Annotated in this window: 20 protein-coding genes and 1 tRNA gene; 13 read left to right on the forward strand and 8 right to left on the reverse strand. The window is 73.3% G+C overall.

Features of this window, described 5'->3' with window-relative positions; all coding sequences use genetic code 11:
• Nucleotides 1–326 precede the first annotated feature (326 nt).
• Entirely contained in the window at nucleotides 327–1,475 is a 1,149-nt protein-coding gene (corA, locus tag OG799_RS29640; protein ID WP_406039717.1) for a magnesium/cobalt transporter CorA, read from the forward strand.
• An 80-nt stretch (nucleotides 1,476–1,555) separates the two neighbouring features.
• On the opposite strand, the gene OG799_RS29645 is transcribed toward corA, so the two are convergent.
• Nucleotides 1,556–2,359, reverse strand: coding sequence for a hypothetical protein (locus tag OG799_RS29645; protein ID WP_406039719.1), 804 nt, complete (start codon nucleotides 2,357–2,359; stop codon nucleotides 1,556–1,558).
• Nucleotides 2,360–2,444: 85 nt separating this feature from the next.
• Here OG799_RS29645 and OG799_RS29650 point away from each other — a divergent pair, with 85 nt between their 5' ends.
• Both OG799_RS29650 and OG799_RS29655 read left to right on the forward strand, forming a co-directional pair.
• Nucleotides 2,445–2,975 carry a peptidylprolyl isomerase gene (locus OG799_RS29650; protein ID WP_406039721.1) on the forward strand — a complete coding sequence of 177 codons (531 nt, stop codon included), beginning with the start codon at nucleotides 2,445–2,447 and terminating at the stop codon, nucleotides 2,973–2,975.
• Between the two features lie 25 nt (nucleotides 2,976–3,000).
• On the forward strand, nucleotides 3,001–3,948 hold the full coding sequence (locus tag OG799_RS29655) for a rhomboid family intramembrane serine protease (protein WP_406039723.1): 948 nt from the start codon (nucleotides 3,001–3,003) through the stop codon (nucleotides 3,946–3,948).
• 85 nt (nucleotides 3,949–4,033) lie between these two features.
• Here the strand turns inward: OG799_RS29655 and OG799_RS29660 are convergent, their stop codons facing one another.
• Nucleotides 4,034–4,465 (reverse strand): PH domain-containing protein, encoded by a 432-nt coding sequence (locus tag OG799_RS29660; RefSeq protein ID WP_406039725.1) that lies wholly within the window; start codon nucleotides 4,463–4,465, stop codon nucleotides 4,034–4,036.
• Nucleotides 4,466–4,582: 117 nt separating this feature from the next.
• Here OG799_RS29660 and OG799_RS29665 point away from each other — a divergent pair, with 117 nt between their 5' ends.
• From OG799_RS29665 to OG799_RS29690, 6 genes are all read left to right on the forward strand, one after another.
• A complete protein-coding gene (locus tag OG799_RS29665) occupies nucleotides 4,583–5,755 on the forward strand; it encodes a thiolase family protein (protein ID WP_406039727.1) in 1,173 nt (390 codons plus the stop codon).
• A 243-nt stretch (nucleotides 5,756–5,998) separates the two neighbouring features.
• Nucleotides 5,999–6,145, forward strand: a complete 147-nt coding sequence (locus OG799_RS29670; RefSeq protein WP_406039729.1) for a hypothetical protein — start codon at nucleotides 5,999–6,001, stop codon at nucleotides 6,143–6,145.
• A gap of 120 nt (nucleotides 6,146–6,265) precedes the next feature.
• Nucleotides 6,266–6,778, forward strand: coding sequence for a hypothetical protein (locus OG799_RS29675; RefSeq protein ID WP_406039731.1), 513 nt, complete (start codon nucleotides 6,266–6,268; stop codon nucleotides 6,776–6,778).
• A 69-nt stretch (nucleotides 6,779–6,847) separates the two neighbouring features.
• Nucleotides 6,848–7,540: a response regulator transcription factor gene (locus tag OG799_RS29680; RefSeq protein ID WP_406039733.1), complete on the forward strand. Its 693-nt coding sequence runs from the start codon at nucleotides 6,848–6,850 to the stop codon at nucleotides 7,538–7,540.
• 135 nt (nucleotides 7,541–7,675) lie between these two features.
• Nucleotides 7,676–9,097 (forward strand): sensor histidine kinase, encoded by a 1,422-nt coding sequence (locus OG799_RS29685; RefSeq protein WP_406039735.1) that lies wholly within the window; start codon nucleotides 7,676–7,678, stop codon nucleotides 9,095–9,097.
• A gap of 55 nt (nucleotides 9,098–9,152) precedes the next feature.
• Nucleotides 9,153–9,758, forward strand: coding sequence for a hypothetical protein (locus OG799_RS29690; RefSeq protein ID WP_406039737.1), 606 nt, complete (start codon nucleotides 9,153–9,155; stop codon nucleotides 9,756–9,758).
• 61 nt (nucleotides 9,759–9,819) lie between these two features.
• Here OG799_RS29690 and OG799_RS29695 read toward each other — a convergent pair whose 3' ends face one another.
• A complete protein-coding gene (locus OG799_RS29695) occupies nucleotides 9,820–11,418 on the reverse strand; it encodes a ricin-type beta-trefoil lectin domain protein (protein WP_406039739.1) in 1,599 nt (532 codons plus the stop codon).
• 429 nt (nucleotides 11,419–11,847) lie between these two features.
• Here OG799_RS29695 and OG799_RS29700 point away from each other — a divergent pair, with 429 nt between their 5' ends.
• Nucleotides 11,848–12,555: a glycosyltransferase family 2 protein gene (locus tag OG799_RS29700; protein WP_406039741.1), complete on the forward strand. Its 708-nt coding sequence runs from the start codon at nucleotides 11,848–11,850 to the stop codon at nucleotides 12,553–12,555.
• A gap of 184 nt (nucleotides 12,556–12,739) precedes the next feature.
• On the opposite strand, the gene OG799_RS29705 is transcribed toward OG799_RS29700, so the two are convergent.
• Complete coding sequence (locus OG799_RS29705) at nucleotides 12,740–13,633, reverse strand: transketolase family protein (RefSeq protein WP_406039743.1); 894 nt, start codon at nucleotides 13,631–13,633, stop codon at nucleotides 12,740–12,742.
• Between the two features lie 2 nt (nucleotides 13,634–13,635).
• Nucleotides 13,636–14,328 (reverse strand): transketolase, encoded by a 693-nt coding sequence (locus OG799_RS29710; protein ID WP_406039745.1) that lies wholly within the window; start codon nucleotides 14,326–14,328, stop codon nucleotides 13,636–13,638.
• 46 nt (nucleotides 14,329–14,374) lie between these two features.
• On the opposite strand from OG799_RS29710, the gene soxR reads away from it, so the two are divergent.
• Nucleotides 14,375–14,833, forward strand: a complete 459-nt coding sequence (gene soxR / locus OG799_RS29715) for a redox-sensitive transcriptional activator SoxR (RefSeq protein ID WP_406039747.1) — start codon at nucleotides 14,375–14,377, stop codon at nucleotides 14,831–14,833.
• Here the strand turns inward: soxR and OG799_RS29720 are convergent.
• Both OG799_RS29720 and OG799_RS29725 read right to left on the reverse strand, forming a co-directional pair.
• Nucleotides 14,820–15,797, reverse strand: a complete 978-nt coding sequence (locus tag OG799_RS29720; protein ID WP_406039749.1) for an NAD(P)H-quinone oxidoreductase — start codon at nucleotides 15,795–15,797, stop codon at nucleotides 14,820–14,822. The two genes, soxR and OG799_RS29720, sit on opposite strands and share 14 nt — an antisense overlap.
• Nucleotides 15,798–15,806: 9 nt before the next feature.
• Nucleotides 15,807–16,346: an AAA family ATPase gene (locus OG799_RS29725; RefSeq protein WP_406039751.1), complete on the reverse strand. Its 540-nt coding sequence runs from the start codon at nucleotides 16,344–16,346 to the stop codon at nucleotides 15,807–15,809.
• 97 nt (nucleotides 16,347–16,443) lie between these two features.
• Here OG799_RS29725 and OG799_RS29730 point away from each other — a divergent pair.
• Nucleotides 16,444–16,535, forward strand: a tRNA-Ser gene (locus OG799_RS29730).
• 214 nt (nucleotides 16,536–16,749) lie between these two features.
• The gene (locus OG799_RS29735) at nucleotides 16,750–17,283 is read left to right on the forward strand and encodes a YbhB/YbcL family Raf kinase inhibitor-like protein (protein ID WP_406039753.1); all 534 of its coding nucleotides are present in this window, start codon (nucleotides 16,750–16,752) and stop codon (nucleotides 17,281–17,283) included.
• A 103-nt stretch (nucleotides 17,284–17,386) separates the two neighbouring features.
• Here OG799_RS29735 and OG799_RS29740 read toward each other — a convergent pair whose 3' ends face one another.
• Complete coding sequence (locus OG799_RS29740; protein ID WP_406039755.1) at nucleotides 17,387–18,097, reverse strand: class I SAM-dependent methyltransferase; 711 nt, start codon at nucleotides 18,095–18,097, stop codon at nucleotides 17,387–17,389.
• Nucleotides 18,098–18,140 lie beyond the last annotated feature (43 nt).

Genomic DNA, 18,140 nt, shown 5'->3' on the forward strand with positions numbered 1-18,140 from the left:
GGAAGTCGCACCTCGGCTGCCCCGGACCGCCGGCGCGCGCAGCACCACTCCCGCCCCCAAGGGTGCCGGGTGGGCCGTGTCGCCCCTCACCCCCCTGACGCGGCCGGCCCGCCCGGCGCCACCCGTCGCTGTGCCGACATTCCGCGGACCTGCTCGGCATCCCCGCGACCTGAAGTCGATCTCCCCCGAGCCGGCCGTGATGATCCAGGTGCCGGCCGGGCCGGTGAGCCACGTCTCGGCCCGCCGACCGCCCGGCGCTCGCCCGCGCTGCGGATCGCCCCCGGCGGCGTAACCTGCAAGCCGCAGCGTCAGCGGAGGGGGGCGAGATGACGGACCGGACCGAACGTGACGGATCCACCGGGCAGAACGGCGGCCGGGTGCTCAGGCCGCGCGCCTGGGCGGCGCCGGTCCGCGCGATGTCCCGGATCCTCAACGCCGACGGCTCCCCGCGTACCCCGGAGCCGGTCGGCCCCGGCCGCAGCGGGATCGTGGACTGCGGTCTCTACGTCGACGGGAAGCGCCAGCCCGGCGAGTGGCACTACGCCGACGCGCTGGAGGCGGCCCGCCGGGAGCGCAACGGGTTCGTCTGGCTCGGCCTGCACGAGCCGGAGCTGGCCGAGATGACCGCGATCGCCGCCACCTTCGGGCTGCACGAGCTGGCGGTCGAGGACGCGGTCAAGGCCCAGCAGCGTCCCAAGCTGGAGCGCTTCGGCGACGTCGCCTTCCTGGTGCTGCGGACCGCCCGCTACTGCGAGCACACGGAGCTGACCGAGAACTCCGAGGTCGTCGAGACCGGCCAGGTGATGCTCTTCATCGGGCCGAACTTCCTGATCAGCGTCCGGCACGGGGACGCCTGCCGGCTCGCCCCGGTCCGGGCCGACCTGGAGGCGAAGCGGGACCTGCTGCTGCACGGACCGTGGGCGGTCGCGTACGCGATCACCGACCGGGTGGTGGATCTCTACCTGGAGGTGGCCGACCAGCTCGAGGACGACCTGGACGTGCTGGAGGCGGACGTCTTCGACCGGCAGGGCAACGGGCGGATCCAGCGGATCTACCAGATGAAGCGGGAGCTGGTGGAGTTCAAGCGGGCGGTGATGCCGCTGCAGCGCCCGCTGATGAGCCTCACCTCGCAGGTCAACCGGGAGGTGCCGCAGGAGGTGCGGCGCTACTTCCGGGACGTGCAGGATCACCTCAGCCGCACGGTCGAGCAGGTCAACTCCTACGACGACCTGCTCAACTCGATCCTGCAGGCGCGGCTGGCCCAGGTCACCGTCGACCAGAACAACGACATGCGCAAGATCGCCGCGTGGGCCGCGATCGGCGCGGTGTGGACCGCGATCGCCGGCATCTACGGCATGAACTTCAAGTACATGCCGGAGCTGGGCTGGACGTACGGCTACCCGGGCGTCTGGGCGCTGATGCTGGCGTCGTCGTTCACGCTGTACCGCCTGTTCCGCCGCAACGGCTGGCTCTGACGGCGGCCGGCGGCCGGCACGCGGAAGCGCCGGCCACGCGGGGCTGACCCCGCGCGCCGGCGCTTTCCGGGAGCCCGCGGTCAGCGGCGACCGCTGGCCTTGGCGCTGGTCTTGCCGTTCTCCATCGCCTTGGTGATGTCGTCGGCCGGCCGGCCGGAGGCGTCCCGGGCGCCCTCGGCGACCGAGGGGACCTTGTCGGTCGGCTGGATCACCGGCGGGGGGCCGGCGGTGGTGGTGGACGCGCTGCCGCCCTTCGCCACCGTCGAGCTGCCGGCGCCGGTCGTCGTGGCGTCGGTCACCTTGGCGCTGGGCTCCGGGGTGTCCACCACGATGGTGTCCACGTCCTCGCGCATCGGGTCGAGCTTGCCGGTCGGGTCGTACTCGGCCCATTCCTGCTGCTCGCGGCGGCGGCGCATGGCCATCGCGCCGGCCAGGCCGGCGACGGTGCCGGCAGCCAGCAGGCCGGTCATCATCCCCCGCGACTTCTTCTGCTTCTTCTTGGCGGCCTTCATGTTCTTCGCCTTCACCTTCTTGCTCGCCGCGACCTGCTTGGCGGCGGCGGCCTTCCTGTCGACGATGGCCTTGCCCGCGGACTGGGCCTGCGCGTTGCGCATGGCCAGGACCAGCGGGGCGAGGGCCGCGACCGTCGACGCGACACCGCTCGACGCGCGGTCCCGCACGATGACCGCGGTGGGCGCGACGGCACCCCGGGCTGCCTGGACCCGCGGGCCGACGGTGGCGCCGGCGCCCTTCGCCGCGTACGTGGCAGCCTGCCTCAGGTGACCGATGCCCTGGTTCAGCTCGGCCTTGGCCAACTGTCCCTGGGTCTTTCGCCGCCCGATTCCAAACACGGTCCCACCTCCTGGGAGTTGTTCCTTCGCCATCCTCCACCTTCGGATGCCTCCGCACTGCCAGATCGGGCACATGGGAGGATCCGCATGGAAACTGACCAACGAGTGAGGAGTACCCGTGGCCGAGGCTGTCTACGCCACCTTGCACACCAACGCTGGCCCGATCCGGCTGGAGCTCTTCCCGAACCACGCGCCGAAGACCGTCCGCAACTTCGTCGAGCTGGCCGAGGGCAACCGTGAGTACACCGACCCGCGCACCGGCCAGCCGGGCAGCGGGCCGTACTACGACGGCACCATCTCGCACCGGGTGATCAGCGGTTTCATGGTCCAGATGGGTGACCCGACCGGCACCGGTCGCGGTGGCCCGGGCTACACGTTCGCCGACGAGTTCCACCCGGAGCTGCGCTTCGACCGGCCGTACCTGCTGGCGATGGCGAACGCCGGGCCGGGCACCAACGGCTCGCAGTTCTTCATCACGGTCTCGCCGACGCCGCACCTGAACAACCGGCACACCATCTTCGGCCAGGTGGCCGACGAGCAGTCGGCGAAGGTCGTGGACTCGATCGCGAACACCCCGACCGGCCCGAGCGACCGGCCGCTGCAGGACGTGGTCATCGAGCGCGTCGAGATCGAGCGCCAGCCGGCGTGAGCGCCACCCGGGTACCTTTGCCTGCATGACTGAGCGCTCCGGACAGGCGGGTGACGGGACCGGCGGGTCGGTGCCCACCACCCCGGTCTGTTACCGCCACCCCGACCGGGAGACGTACGTCCGGTGCAGCCGGTGCGACCGGCCGATCTGCCCGGAGTGCATGCGGGAGGCCGCGGTCGGGCACCAGTGCCCGGAGTGTGTCAACGAGGGCCGCCGCAGTGTGCGGCCGGCGCGTACCGCCTTCGGTGGCGGTGCCGCCGGCCGCCGCGGCTACGTCACGAAGACGCTGATCGCCCTGAACGTGCTGGTCATGCTGCTCTCCATCGCCGCGGACCGGGGCGGGGACGCGGCCGTCGGCGGCTCCGGCTTCGGTGGCCTGATGGGCGGCTCCACGCCGCTGACTGACTGGGGCGCGGTGCTGGGCCAGGCCGTCTTTCCCGACGGCACCCTCGGCGGTGTCGCCCAGGGCCAGTGGTACCGCCTGGTCACCGCGATGTTCCTGCACTACGGCCTGCCGCACCTGCTGCTGAACATGTGGGCGCTCTGGGTGCTCGGCCGGACGCTGGAGGCGGTGCTCGGCCCGCTGCGCTTCCTTGCGCTCTATCTGATCGCCGGACTCGGCGGCAACGTCGCGGTCTACCTGTTCAGCCCGGTCAACCAACCGTCGGCGGGCGCGTCGACCGCGATCTTCGGCCTCTTCGCCGCGATCTTCGTGATCATGCGCCGGCTGGGCCGGGACACCTCGGCCATCGTGCCGATCCTGGTGATCAACCTGATCTTCACGTTCACCGTTCCGGGCATCTCCATCGCCGGACACCTGGGCGGCCTGGTCACCGGCGCGGTGATGGCGCTGGTCCTGGCGTACGCCCCGCGGATGCGGCGGAGCGTGTTCCAGGTCGCGGGCGGCGCGATCATCCTGGTGGCGCTCCTCGGCCTGGCCCTGGTCCGCACCGGGATGCTGACCGGCGGCTGACCCACCGCTCAGCGCCGCGAGGGGCGGCGAACCGGCGGGAGCCGCGTGCCCGAGGGCGGGCGCACCGGCAGTGGGCCCGAACGGCTCAGCGGGCGGCCCGGGCGGCGCGGAGCGCCTCGGCCACCTCGGCGGGCGGCGCGTCCAGGTCGTACCGGCCGAAGAGGTGCAGCGACTCCCCGGCGTCGATCTCCAGCGTCTCCGCGGTGAGCCCCCGGCGGGTCCGCCGCTCCACGGTGATCGCCTCGACCTCCGACCAGGCCAGCCGGCGGTGCCCGGCGAAGCCCTGGGCCACCGTGATCCCGTCCGGGTCCACGGCCAGCCGGACCGGCGCCAGCAGGTCGCGCAGCCCCCAGCCGGCCAGCGCGGCGGCGGCCAGGCCGGCGAGCACCGGCTGGACCCGGTCGTCGCCGGCGAAGAGCAGCCCGAGCCCGAGCACGACGACCGCGCCGACCAGCTTGGCCACCGGCAGGATCACCGGCACCCGCCACTTCTGCACGGGGGAGGACAGTGGTTGCACCGTCCCAGCATGCCAGCCGGACGGGAGGTCGGCCGGGCGCCGCGGGATGGGCGGGGGCGGACGACCGGCCGGTGACGACGTAGGATCGGGAGCAGCGCAGGTTACCGGGGAGTAAACATGAGTGACGCGGTCATCGTCGGTGCGGTACGGACCCCGGTCGGGCGGCGCAAGGGCAGCCTCGCCGGCGTCCACCCGGTCGACCTCTCGGCGCACGTGCTGCGCGCCCTCGCCGAGCGGACCGGCATCGAGCCCGGCCAGGTCGACGACGTGGTGTGGGGCTGTGTCTCGCAGGTCGGCGAGCAGTCGTGGAACGTCGCCCGCAACGCGGTGCTCGCCGCGGGCTGGCCCGAGTCGGTGCCCGGCACCACGATCGACCGGCAGTGCGGGTCGAGCCAGCAGGCGTTGCACTTCGCCGCCGCCACCGTCCTCTCCGGTCAGGCCGACCTGGTGGTCGCCGGTGGCGTGGAGTCGATGACCCGGGTGCCGATGGGTTCGAGCGTGGCCGGCGGGATGCCGTTCAGCGACCAGATCCTGGAGCGCTACCGGGGCGTCGAGGGCGTCGCCGCGGACTCGCCGCTCCCGTTCAACCAGGGCGTCGGCGCCGAGCTGATCGCCGAGCGCTGGCGCTTCTCCCGCACCCAACTCGACGAGTTCGCGCTGGCCAGCCACGAGAAGGCCGCCGCCGCGCAGGACGCCGGGGCGTTCGACCCCGAGCTGGCGCCGGTCGCGCTCGCCGACGGCGGCAAGTTCGCCGCCGACGAGGGCATCCGCCGGGACACCTCGCTGGCCAAGCTCGGCGAGCTGGCCACCCCGTTCCGGACCGACGGCGTGGTCACCGCCGGGTCCGCGTCCCAGATCTCCGACGGCGCCGCGGCGCTCGCGGTCACCACCAGCGAGTGGGCCAGCCGGCACGGCCTGCGCCCGCTGGCCCGCATCCACACCGCCGTGGTCGCCGCCGACGACCCGGTCGCCATGCTCACCGCCCCCATCCCGGCCACCGCGAAGGCGCTGCGCCGCGCGGGGCTGGGCATCGAGGAGATCGGGGTGTACGAGGTGAACGAGGCGTTCGCCCCGGTCCCGCTGGCCTGGCTGGCGGAGACCGAGGCGGACCCGGAGCGGCTCAACCCGCGCGGTGGGGCCATCGCCCTCGGTCACCCGCTCGGCGGCTCCGGCGCCCGGATCATGACGACCATGCTCCAGCACATGCGGGACAACGGCATCCGCTACGGCCTGCAGACCATGTGCGAGGGCGGCGGGATGGCCAACGCCACCATCGTCGAGCTGCTCTGACCAGGGGCCCGATCGGTAACCGGCGGCGGCCGGAAATGGCCTCGCCGCAGGCGCAGGCACCTACTCTGCGTAACGTGACGACGCCCCGCACCGGAGGAACCGCCTGGTCGACCGATCGGTGGCGCGACGACGCGCTCGACGTACGCGGGCGAGCTGAAGCCCGGTGACCGGGCGCTGGTCCGGCTCCGGGACGCGTACCTGGAGGCCTGGACCGACCGGTACGACCGGGCGACGCTGCGCGAGGTGGCCGACCTGGCGATGCGGGTGGCGACGGTGAGCCGGGCGCTGTCCTGGCGGCGCGCGCTGCGGACGACCGATCCGGCCCGCGCCGAGTACGCCTCGGCCGTCCCCGGCTGGCTGGGTGAGCTCTTCGCCGACCTGCCGGTCTGACCTGGGAGCGGTGGCGGTGGGGGTCCCGATGTCGGACTCCACGTGCGACTTGCACGGATGGAAGTTGCAGAAATCAGCCGTGACCCATATCACACCTGGTCAGCGGTCGTTGCACAGGTCATGGACGTCTTCTCCCGAACGTTCCTTCCGGCCGCCGCCGAGACCGGTCTGGCGACCCAGATCGTCAGCCGGCACATGCCGGTCTTCCGCCGGTGCGTGGGCTCCGGCGACGCCACCATCCTGGTCACCCGGTGCAGCCGCCCGGACCACCCGGTGGGCGGCGACTACCTGATGCTCCTCACCCACCGCCGCCTGGTGGTCACCCAGCAGACCCGGGTGCTGCACCGGCTGCGGCTGCACCTCAACACCGAGCTGCGCGAGCTGAGCAACGTCACCTGGAGCCCGGACCCCCGCCTGCACAGCGTCGAGCTGGCCGCCACGGCCATCGACGGGGCCCGCGAGCGGTTCCTCATCCGGACCCACCACCCGAAGCAGGTCTGGCAGCTCGACGCGCTGCTCAACCACGCCTTCCGTACCCGCCTCCGGGCGCCCGCCGAGCGGCTGGTCGCCACCATCGGCGAGCCGCCGCTCGGCGCCCGGCCGGCCGCGTTCCGCCCGGCGCCGGTGCGCTGACCGGCTCCTTACCGAACCCGAACGTTCCCCGGATGTCCCGCAGGGCCACCGGTCGGTAATCATGGGCCGGTGACCGCCGACGCTCCGCAGCGCGGGCTCGTCCTCGTGGTGGAGGACGAGCCGGCCATCGCCGACCTGGTCCGGCTCTATCTGAGCCGGGACGGGTTCGGCGTACACCTGGAACGGGACGGCGTCGGTGGCCTCGCCGCCGCGCGGCGGCTGCGCCCGGTGGCCTGCGTGCTGGACATCGCGCTGCCCGGCCTGGCCGGGACGGAGGTCTGCCGGCGGCTCCGCGAGGCCGGCGACTGGACGCCGGTCATCTTCCTCACCGCCCGGGACGACGAGGTCGACCGGATCGTCGGCCTGGAACTGGGCGCGGACGACTACGTGACCAAGCCCTTCAGCCCCCGGGAGCTGGTCGCCCGGGTCCGGGCGGTGCTCCGGCGCGCCACCGGGGCGCCGGCCGGGGCGGAGCAGCCCCGGGTGGTCGGCCCGGTCGTCCTCGACCCGGCCCGCCGGACGGTCACCGCGGCCGGCGCCCCCGTCCAGCTCACCTCCACCGAGTTCGACCTGCTCGCCCATCTGATGGCCCGGCCGGGCCGGGTGTTCACCCGGGAGGAGCTGCTCGCCGGGGTCTGGGGGTACGCCGCGCACGCCGGCACCCGGACCGTCGACGTGCACGTGGCGCAGGTCCGCGCCAAGCTCGGCCCGGCCAGCGTGATCCGCACCCACCGCGGCGTCGGGTACGCGGCCGATGCCTGACCCCGCCGCGCCGCGACCACCCGCCGGGCCACCGCCGCCGCCCGGCTCCTGGCCACCCCCGGCCCGCCGCCAACCGCCGGCCCACCGCCGCACGTCGGAGCGGGCCGGCCGCACCAGCCGACCGTCGCCCTGCCTGTGATCGGGCCGCGGACCGCGCCGCCGGCCCCGCGCCGGCAGCGCCTCGCCGGCACGCTGACCGCCCGCGCGGTGCTGGTCACCTGCGCGGTGGCGCTGGTGTCGGTGCTGGTGACCGCGCTGGTCGCGGTCCCCCTCGCGGTACGCGGCGCGGAGCGGCGCGATCAGGAGGCCCTCGCCGCCCAGGCCCGCCTCGCCGCCGACGTGCTGCGGGTCCGCCCCGCGCGGCAACGCGACAACGCCGGGGACCGGCTGATCCGCCAGCTCCGCCAGCAGGAGATCGACGTGTACGTCGTCCGCGCCGGCCAGGTGGACCGCCCGGGCCTGCCCCGGCAGGTGGTGACCCGGGTGTCCACCGGCAAGGACCTCTCCGGACGGCGGCTGGTGGACGGCCGGCGGGCCCTGGTCGAGGGGCGGGCGCTGCCCGGCGGCGACGGGGTGGTGTTGACCCGGGCCACCCGCAACGGGCCGTGGCGGCAGGTGCTGCTCAGCCTCTGGCTGCCGCTGCTGGCCGGGCTCGCCGCCGGGGTGGCGGCCGGGCTGCTGCTCGCCCGTCGACTCGCCCGGCCGATCCGGACCGCGGCCACCGCCGCCGCCCGGCTGCGCGCCGGGGACCGGGCGGTACGGGTACCCGTCGAGCCGCCGGACGAGGTGGCCGACCTGGCGTACGCGCTGAACGGCCTGGCCGCCGCGCTGGCCACCAGCGAGGGGCGGCAACGCGAGTTCCTGCTCTCGGTCTCGCACGAGCTGCGCACCCCGTTGACCGCGATCCGCGGCTACGCCGAGGCGCTCGCCGACGGGGTGATCGACGCGGACGGGGTGCCGGACACCGGCCGGACGATGCTCGCCGAGGCCGAGCACCTGGACCGGCTGGTCAGCGACCTGCTGTCGCTGGCCCGGCTGGAGGCGGCCGACTTCCCGCTCGAACCGGTCCCGGTCGACCTGGCCCGACTGGCGGCCGAGGCGGAACGGACCTGGTCCGACCGGTGCGCGGCGCTCGGGGTGGCGTTCCGGGTGGAGGTGCCGGACGGGCCGGTGCCGGCGTACACCGATCCGGGGCGGATCCGGCAGGTGCTCGACGGGCTGCTGGAGAACGCGCTGCGGGTCGTACCGCCGGGGGCGCCGGTGGTGCTCGCGGCCCGGGCGGCCGGCGCGGACCCGGCGGCGGGCGGCATCGTCGAGGTCCGCGACGGGGGACCCGGCTTCACCGACGACGACCTGGCGGTGGCCTTCGAGCGGGGCGCGCTGCACCAGCGGTACCGGGGGGCACGCAAGGTGGGCAGCGGGCTCGGGCTGGCGCTCGCCGCCGGGCTGGTCCGCCGGCTCGGCGGTGAGATCGCCGCCGGGCACGCGCCGGAGGGTGGGGCGGCCTTCACCGTCCGGCTGCCCGGAGATCCTTACCTGACCCGAACACGGGCCTGACGGTCCGCTCGCCCGCGTGCGGGACGCTGATGCTCCACGGACGAGAGGAACACTGATGGCACGTCAGGGAATCGTCACCGGCGTCACCGCGCTGCTCGCGGCGGCCGCGCTCGGTCTCGCCGGCTGCGGCCCGGCCCAGCTGGCCCAGGAGTCGGCGAAGGAGACCGCGGTCGAGGTCGCCGCCGCGATGGGCGCCGACGGCCAGGCGCTCACCGCGATGGGCTTCGACGCCGCCGACCTGGACGTGGAGCCGGTCGCCGCCTCGGCGTCGCCCGACCCGTCCGCCTCCGCCCAGGCCGGTTCGAAGGGCCAGCGCGGGGAGCGCGGGCAGGAGTGGCGCAAGCGGCACCGGGCCCGGGTGCTGCTGCGCAAGAACACGCTGCACGGCGAGGTCGTGGTGCAGACCAAGGACGGCGGTACGAAGACCGTCGCCGTCCAGCGGGGCCAGGTGACCGCGATCGACGCGAAGTCGATGACCGTCAAGTCGACCGACGGCTTCACCGTGACCTGGACCTTCGGCGACAACCTGCGGGTGGTCGAGCGGCGTACCACGATCCAGTCGACGGACGTCAAGGTCGGCACCACGGTCGGGGTGGCCGGCGCCAAGGACGGCGACGGCGGCGTGGCCCGGCTGGTCGTGGTCCCGTTCAAGCAGAGCTGAGAGGAAGGGCCCCCTGTTAGCGGATTCCGTTTGTACAGGGGGCCCCTGCTAGCGCCTCGGTTCAGTAGACCCGGGATCCGATGAAGTCGTCGTGGCCGTAGCCCACCGGGTTGGCGAACGACCGCGACTCGAAGGACCACTGCTGGCGGGTGCTGGTGGAGCAGCCGGCCAGCCGCAGCCGCGGGGTGCCCAGCCACGGGTTGTCGAACGCCACGCAGAGGTTCGTCGCGCCGGCCGGCTTGAGCTGGCCGCCGACGAAGACGAACTGCTGGTTGAGCCCGCCGTGGCAGTCGTAGCTGTTGACCGCCGTGCCCGAGGTCAGCGACCCGCCGGAGACGTCCAGGCAACGGTCGTGGGAGAGCTCGGAGTGCAGCGACCGCCGGGTCGGGTCGTACCAGAAGCCCTGGTTACGGCCGCCGTGGCAGGCGTACGACTGCTGGACGGTGCCGTTTCGGGAGTCGTACCCCCTGCCGTCCACGCAGGTGCCGGTGGCCGCGTTGCGGAGCTGCTTGAACTCCATCAGCCCCGGGTAGAGCACGCCCTGGCCGGTGCTGGCCGGGTCGACGCAGGTCGCCCGCTCCTGCCCGGAGTTCCAGAACTGGGTGATGCACTGGGCGAACATGCCGTGGCCCCGGTAGTTGGGGTGGAACGACTGCCGGGCGGCGTTCTCGTCCCAGATCCCCACCTCGATGTAGAGGCCCCGGACCGAGGTGTTGTCGGTGCACACCTCGTGACCGTGGAAGAGCCGGCTGGCGTCCAGGTAGCGGGTGCCGGTGTTCGCCGCCGCGGCGCGCAGCGCCGTCTCGAACAGCGGCACCGCCTTGTTCCGGGCGAATGCGGCGTCGGCCAGGTAGAGCAGGCAGCCGCCGGCGTACCAGCCGGGGAAGTCGGGGTTGTCCTCCACGTCCGGGCTGCCCGGGCTGGGGTACGACATCAGCACCAGCTCGTAGTCCGAGCGCAGGTAGCCGGCACCGGTCATGGTCTGCCGGATCGAGGTGACCGCCTCCTCGACGGCCCGCCGGCTGCCGTCGGTGCGGATCGTCCACTGGTCGGTGTACGTCGGGTAGCAGGCGCCCTGGAAGAAGACCCGGCGGACCGCGCAGTCGGTGGCGACCGGTCCGAACTGGATGGTGCCGTCGCCGTTGGCCCCGGCGACCACCCAGATCAGCTTGACGTGCGTGTTGCGGGCCTTGATCGCCAGGTGGTCACCCTGGTTGAGCTCGTTGTGCTGGGTGGGCCCGCCGGCGACCAGGTTCCACGGGGTGGCGCCGGAGCAGGCCAGGTTGTACTTCTCGTCGGCCGGGATGCCGGTGCGGAACACGGCCTGGTCGTAGGAGCGGTCGCACCAGTTGCCGTCCTGGTGGGTGCCGGGGACGTAGTTGCCGACCCCCTCACCGGAGATCTCGCTGTCGCCCATGGTGACCAGGGCGGTGCGGCGTTGCTCCAGAGGACGGATGTCGGGGGCGCCGTAGAGGGCGGTGGCCTCGGCGGCGCGGATGGTTTCGAGGGCGGTCGGCAGCGGCTGGATGGCGGGACGGTCGGCGGCAGCCGCGGGGGAGGCCGGTCCGACGAGCGTCGGCAGGGTGAGGGCGGCGGCGGACAGGACGGCCAGGGCACGCCGTCGGGTCGTCCGTTCGCGCCTGGTGGAGGTGCCAAGCATCGACGCACTCCTTTCGGCTCAATCGTGGGACGTCGATTGAGTTACCAGAAGGTAACCGTCGGGAGGCGAGATGTGAATGCGTCTCGGAAACCTTGCGGCCCGGTGCGGAAGGGAACTCTTCCGACAGATCGGGCGGCTGGGAGTACGGGTCGGTACCCGGGGTCGGCCGAGGCTGACCGGACGGCTGACACCGCGCGGCCGGGTGGCCCGCTACGAGAGGAGGGAGCGGGGCGGGTTCGGTGGTGCCGGGCGCACCGCGCTCTCGCCCGCGGCGGCCGTGAGCAGGGCGGTCCCCGGACGCCCCGCCAACGATCATCGGGGTCGCGCCGTCCGGCGCCCGCGACCCGTCGGCGAGGTGGTGGGCTGCAGCGCGCTGGAGAGCCAGGCTACGCTAGGGCCGATTTGCCGACCCCACCGTGGAGATATCCCGTGAAGCTCTCGATCCTCATGCCGGTCTACAACGAGGAAGAACGGGTCGCGGATGCCGTGAAGCAGGCGTTGGCGGTCGACTACCCGTGCGAGATCGAGCTCGTCGTCGTCGATGACGGCAGCCGGGACGGCACCTCGGAGATCCTCGGGCGGGTGGACGACGCGCGGCTGCGGGTGATCACCCACCAGCGCAACGCCGGCAAGGGCGCGGCCATCAAGACCGCCGTCGACAACGCCGAGGGTGAGTACATGGTCATCCTCGATGCCGACCTGGAGTACGACCCGCAGGACATCCCGCGCCTGCTGGAGCCGGTCCTCGATGGGCACGCCACCGTCGTCTACGGCAATCGCACCTTCGGCAGCCACAGCTCCTACAGCTTCTGGTACGTGATGGGCAACAAGGGCGTCACCCTGGCCGCCAACGTGCTCTACAACTCCTACATCGGCGACCTGGAGACCTGCTTCAAGCTGCTGCCGGTCGAGCTCTACCGCTCGCTTCAGATCAAGTCGCGTGGCTTCGGCATGGAGGCCGAGGTCACCGGCAAGCTGCTGCGCCAGCGGATCCGCCCGTACGAGGTGCCGATCAGCTACCGTGCCCGCGGCCGCGAAGAGGGCAAGAAGATCACCTGGAAGGACGGCGTCGAGGCGCTCTGGATCCTGACCCGGGAGCGCGCCCGCCGCCACCCGGTCGGTGCCGCGAAGCGCTGAATCACGGGCCGCCGCCCACCCGAACCACCGCGGAACCCCGCCGCCCCGGCTCGACCGGGGCGCGGGGTCCCGTCGCTTCCTCGGCCCGCCGTCTGCCTGCCCCGGTTGTGGTTGGCCACGGCCGCGCGCCGGCCCGGCACGCCGCGCAGCTGCCCGCGGCGACCGGACCGGACCCCGCGGTCGGTCAGGCCGACGCCGGCACGGCGGCGAGGAAACCCTCGATCGAGCGGCGCAACCCGCCGGCGTCCAGGCCGTGCCGGCGGGTGTGGTCCTCGGGCGAGCCGTAGCGGCGCAGCTCCTCCCGGCGCACGCCGAGGGCGAGCAGCCGGTGCGGCCGGTCGGCCAGCGCGTCGCCGACCACCCGGGCGGACGTGCCGGCCAGGTACGGCTCGACCAGGATCACCTCGGTGCCCGCGAGGGCCCGCAGGCCCACGGTGTCGAAGGGGCGCGGCCGGTGCGTGTACGCCACGGTGACCGGCAGCCCGGCGACGGCGGCCAGTGCCGCGTCCAGCAGCGGCCCGACCGCCACCAGCAGTGGCGCGCCCGGACCGGCGTCGCGCAGCACCCGCAGGTCACCCGCGTCGGGGTACGCGTGCGCGTTGCTCTGCGTGGACAGCCGCAGGTACGCCGAGTCCCGCCCGCACACCACGTCGCGGAGCAGCCCGGGCACCTCGTCGGCGTGGCCGGGGACGTGCACCGTCCAGCCGTGCAGGGTGTCGATCAGAGCGACGTCCGCCGGGCCCAGGTGGGTGCGGCCGGCCGCCGCCCGGTCGTACGACGCGCCGACGCTGACCAGCACCGCCCCGACGCCCTGGTGGTCGAGGTCCAGCTTGATCTGCTCGTACGCCCGCTCGACCAGGAACGGCGCGTAACTGTGCACGATCGGGCGCTGCCCGGTGAGCGCGAGGCCACCCGCCACGCCCAGCATGAGCTGCTCCCGGATGCCGACGTTGATGACCCGGTCCGGGTGGCGCCGGGCGGCCGGGGCGAACGCGGCGGCGGAGATGTCGGCCAGCACGATGGTGGTCCGTGGGTCGTCCAGCAGCTCGCCGGCCGTGGTCACGAAGGTGTCCCGCATGGTCACTCCCCGTCCGTGATGACCGCGACGACGACGTGCGGTCGGTGGTTGTCGTGCCCGGTGAGGGCGGTGTGCAGGGCGTCGTGGTCGCGCCCGTCGACGGTCACGGCGCTCCATCCGTTGACGGTGAACCGGCTGGCGGCCCCGCCCGGCCAGCCGTGGCTCGCCGACCGGTTGTCCACCACGATCGCGGTGAGGCCGGCCAGTCCGGTCGCCCCGGCGTACGCGATCGCCTCGTGGTTGGAGCCCTCGTCCAGCTCGGCGTCGCCGAGCAGCACGTAAACGCGGGGGGTGTGCCGGCCCTGGGCCCGCAGCCCGAGCGCGGTGCCGACGCCGAGGCCCAGCCCGTGGCCGAGCGACCCGGAACCGATCTCCACTCCGGGCACCAGCAGCCGGTCCGGGTGGTCGCCGAGGCGGCTGTCCGGGCCGCCCTGGTCGTCCAGCCAGGCCACCGGGATGAACCCCTTCGCGGCGAGCAGCGCGTAGTAGCCGGCGACCGCGTGCCCCTTGGAGAGCAGGAAGCGGTCCCGGTCCGGGTCGTCGGTCGTTTCCGGGGTGATCCGCAGCACCCGGTCGTAGAGCACCTGGAGCACGTCGAGCGTCGAGTACACGTTGGCGCCGAACTCACGGCCGGCCCGGATGCGGTCCAGTAACGCCCCGAGCGTGGCGGGGTCGGTGGCGGTTGTCGTCGTCATGTGGCTAGCCTGAGACCTGAAGCTCACTTCAACTCAAGGTCATGTGATGCACGAATCACTCACCATCGGGCAGCTGTCCGACCGCAGCGGGGTGGCCCCCTCGGCGCTGCGCTACTACGAGCGGCTCGGCCTGATCCGGGCTGAGCGCACCGGCGGCAACCAGCGCCGGTACGCCCGCTCCGAGCTGCGCCGGGTGGCGTTCGTCCGGATCTCCCAGCAGGTCGGTGTCTCGCTGGAGGAGATCCGGGAGGCGCTGGACGCGCTGCCGTCGTCGCGTACCCCGACGCCGGACGACTGGGCCGCCCTGTCCCGGGTCTGGCGGGAGCGGTTGGACGAGAAGATCCGGCTGCTCGGCAAGCTCCGCGACGACCTGGACGGCTGCATCGGCTGCGGCTGCCTGTCGCTGCAACGCTGCGCTCTCTACAACCCCGGTGACTCGCTGGCCGCGGAGGGCCCGGGTGCCCGGCTGATGCTGCCGCGCCCGGACGCCGTCACGGAATCGTGAGCAGCACCTTGCCCAGGTGGTCGCTGGTCTCCACCAGGCGGTGCGCCTCGGCCACGTCGGCCATCGGCACCCGGCGGTCCACGATCGGCCGGACCGCCCCGGACTCGACCAGCGGCCACACCTGCTCCCGGACCCCCCGGACGATCTCCGCCTTCTCGCCGAGCGGCCGGGAGCGCAACGCGGTCGCCGCCACCGAGGCCCGCTTGGCCAGCAGCGCGCCCAGGTCCAGCTCACCCTTGCGGCCACCCTGCATGCCGATCACCACCAGCCGGCCGCCGGTGGCCAGCGCCGCCACGTTCCGGGGCAGGTAGGCGGCGCCGATGATGTCGAGGATCACGTCCGCGCCCCGGCCGTCGGTCACCCGGCGGACCTCCTCGACGAAGTCCTGCTCCCGGTAGTCGATCGTGTGTGCGGCGCCCAGCTCGCGCAGCCGCTCGTGCTTGCCCGCCCGGGCGGTCACCACCACCGTCGCGCCGAGGGCCACGCCGAGCTGGATGGCGAAGGTGCCGATCCCGCTGCCGCCGCCGTGCACGAGCAGCGTCTCGCCCTTCGTGAGCCGGGCCAGCGCGACGACGTTCGACCAGACCGTGCAGGCCACCTCGGGCAGGGCCGCCGCGTCGACCGGGTCGACGCCGGCCGGCACCGGCAGCAACTGACCGGCCGGCACGGCCACCCGCTCGGCGTACCCGCCGCCGGCCAGCAGCGCGCAGGCCTCCTGGCCCACCGTCCAGCCGGTCACGTCGGCCCCGACCGCGCTGATCACCCCGGAGCATTCCAACCCGGGGTACGCGGGGGCGCCCGGTGGCGGCGGGTAGTGCCCCTGCCGCTGCAACAGGTCCGCCCGGTTCACCGCGCTCGCCCGGACGTCGACGATCACCTCGCCCGGGCCGGGTTCCGGATCGGGTACCTCCGCCCAGACGAGTGCCTCGGGTCCGCCGGGTTCCGGGATCGTGATCGCACGCATGGCCCAGTCTTACCCGATCCGGCCGTCCGTCCACGCCCGGGCCAGGATCTGCGCCACCGTCTCCTGCGGCGTCTGCTCGGAGGTGTCCAGCCAGAGCCCGATCCGCGGGGTGTCGGCGCGGAACTCGACGTCCAGGTCGGCCACCGGCCAGTCGCCGTACCCCTGCTTCGGCCGGTCCCGCTCGCGGGCCGTGACCACCTCGGGTCGCGGCGCGAGCACCACCACCGCGAGCGGCCGGTGCCGGATCCGTTCGACCATGGCCGGCAGGTCCGCCCCCAGCACCACATCCTGGAGGACGACGGTGAAACCCTCCTCCGCGTACCGGTCGGCCACCGACGCGGCCAGCTCGTAGCGCAGCCGCAGCTGCCGCCACGCCTCCTCGGACGGCTGCGCCGTCATCTCCGCCCGGCCGCCGACCACCATCCGGCGGAACAGGTCACCGCGCAGGTGCACCGAGCGGGGCAGCCGGCGGGCCAGCAGCTCGGCCACAGTGGACTTGCCGGCCGCCATGATGCCGGTGATCAGCACCACCGACGGCTTCTCCCACATGCGGCCATCCTGACACCGAGGGTGGGACGCCGGCTCGCCCGCCGAGGGGGCCGTGGCAGACTAGGCACGGTCGCGTACCCCTCGGGGGCGCGAACCGGGAGGGTTCGCCTAGTGGCCGATGGCGCTGGTCTTGAAAACCGGTAAGGGCAGCGATGTCCTTCGTGGGTTCGAATCCCACACCCTCCGCCACGCTCCCTCGGCGCAGCCTCAGTCGCGTTCGGCGAGTAGCAGACCGGTTATCCGTCACGGCGCCGAAGCAGACCCTGTTCGGCTTGCCAGAGGCGTTCCTCCCCGACCTTCTTGCCGGGATGGCCCGGACACGACGCGCTTTCGGTTCGAGTCGGCGCGTCGGCGGGGTATGAAGGGGCGCAGGACAATCGCGCACCCGGAAGGACCCGTATCGATGACCCTGGAACGACCGATCGCCCCGGACCCGTACGAGCTGCTGCCGATCGTGCCGGCGTTCAACCTGACCAGCGACGACGTGCACAACGGCGAGCCGATGGACGCGCGGTACGCGCACGGCAGCTCCGGTGGGGAGAACGTCTCGCCGCAGCTCTCCTGGTCGGGCTTCCCCGACGAGACGAAGAGCTTCGTGGTGACCTGCTTCGACCCGGACGCCCCGACCGGCAGCGGCTTCTGGCACTGGGTGCTGGTGGACGTCCCCGCCTCGATGACCGAGCTGCCCACCGGCGTCAAGGAGAGCGACCTCGGCGGTGCCTTCAGCATCCGCAACGACTACGGCGACACCGGCTACGGCGGCTGCGCCCCGCCGCCCGGCGACCGCCCGCACCGCTATGTCTTCGCCGTGCACGCCGTCGACGTCGAGCGCCTCGACGTCGGCCCGGCCGCCAGTCCCGCCTTCGTCGGCTTCAACCTCGCCTTCCACACCCTCGCCCGGGCGGTCATCCGCCCCACGTACCAGATCAAGGAGTGACCGCTCGCTCCCCGCGATCTTGCACTTGCCGCCCCGGCATCACGGACAGAAGCCGTGAATCGGGGACCAAGAGTGCAAGATCGCGGGGAGCGAGGAGTGGGGCTCAGGAGGGGACGCGGGCGACCGCGAAGACGGACTGGCCGAACGGGGGGCGGAGGCGCTGCTCGGCCGCCTTGGTCGCGGGGAGGACCAGGGTGTCGTAGACCTTTACCATCGGGCCCTCCTTCGGCATCAGCCGGAAGACCTTGGTGGCCATGAAGTAGCCGATCAGGCCGAGCGCGTTCGCATAGTGGATCTTCTCGACGGTCAGGCCGGCCTCGGTCATGGCCGCGGCCAGGGACTTCTTCGTGTATCGCCGGACGTGGCCGGTGGCGATGTCGGCCGGGCTCATCGCGAACTGGAACGCCGGCACGATGATCACCACGGCGCCGCCGGGCCGGACCAGGTCGCGCATGCTGCGCAGGGCGCCCACGTGGTCCTCGATGTGCTCCAGCACGTTGTACGACACGGCGGCGCTGTAGTCGCCGCGCTCCGAGTGCGGCAGCAGCATCTGCCGGACCTCGACGGTCGGGTGCTCGGCGAGCCGTTCCTTGAGCTGGACCAGTCGGTCCGGGTCCGCCTCGGTGGCGGTGATCCGGGGCAGGTGTTCGGACCACTCCAGGGCGTAGTCGCCCAGCCCACTGCCGATCTCGATGGGATTGTCACCGAGGTAGGGCACCGCCAGCTCGACGAACCACCTGCGGTGGTTGACCGCCGTCGCCAGGCCTTCGAGCACCTCCGACTGGACGCGCTGATCCCCAGTGATTTCTGCCATGCGTCGATTCCTCACGATATGACTGACCCGCGCCTGGACCGAC

The sequence above is a fragment of the Micromonospora sp. NBC_00898 genome, from assembly GCF_045207895.1.
Lineage (GTDB): Bacteria > Actinomycetota > Actinomycetes > Mycobacteriales > Micromonosporaceae > Micromonospora.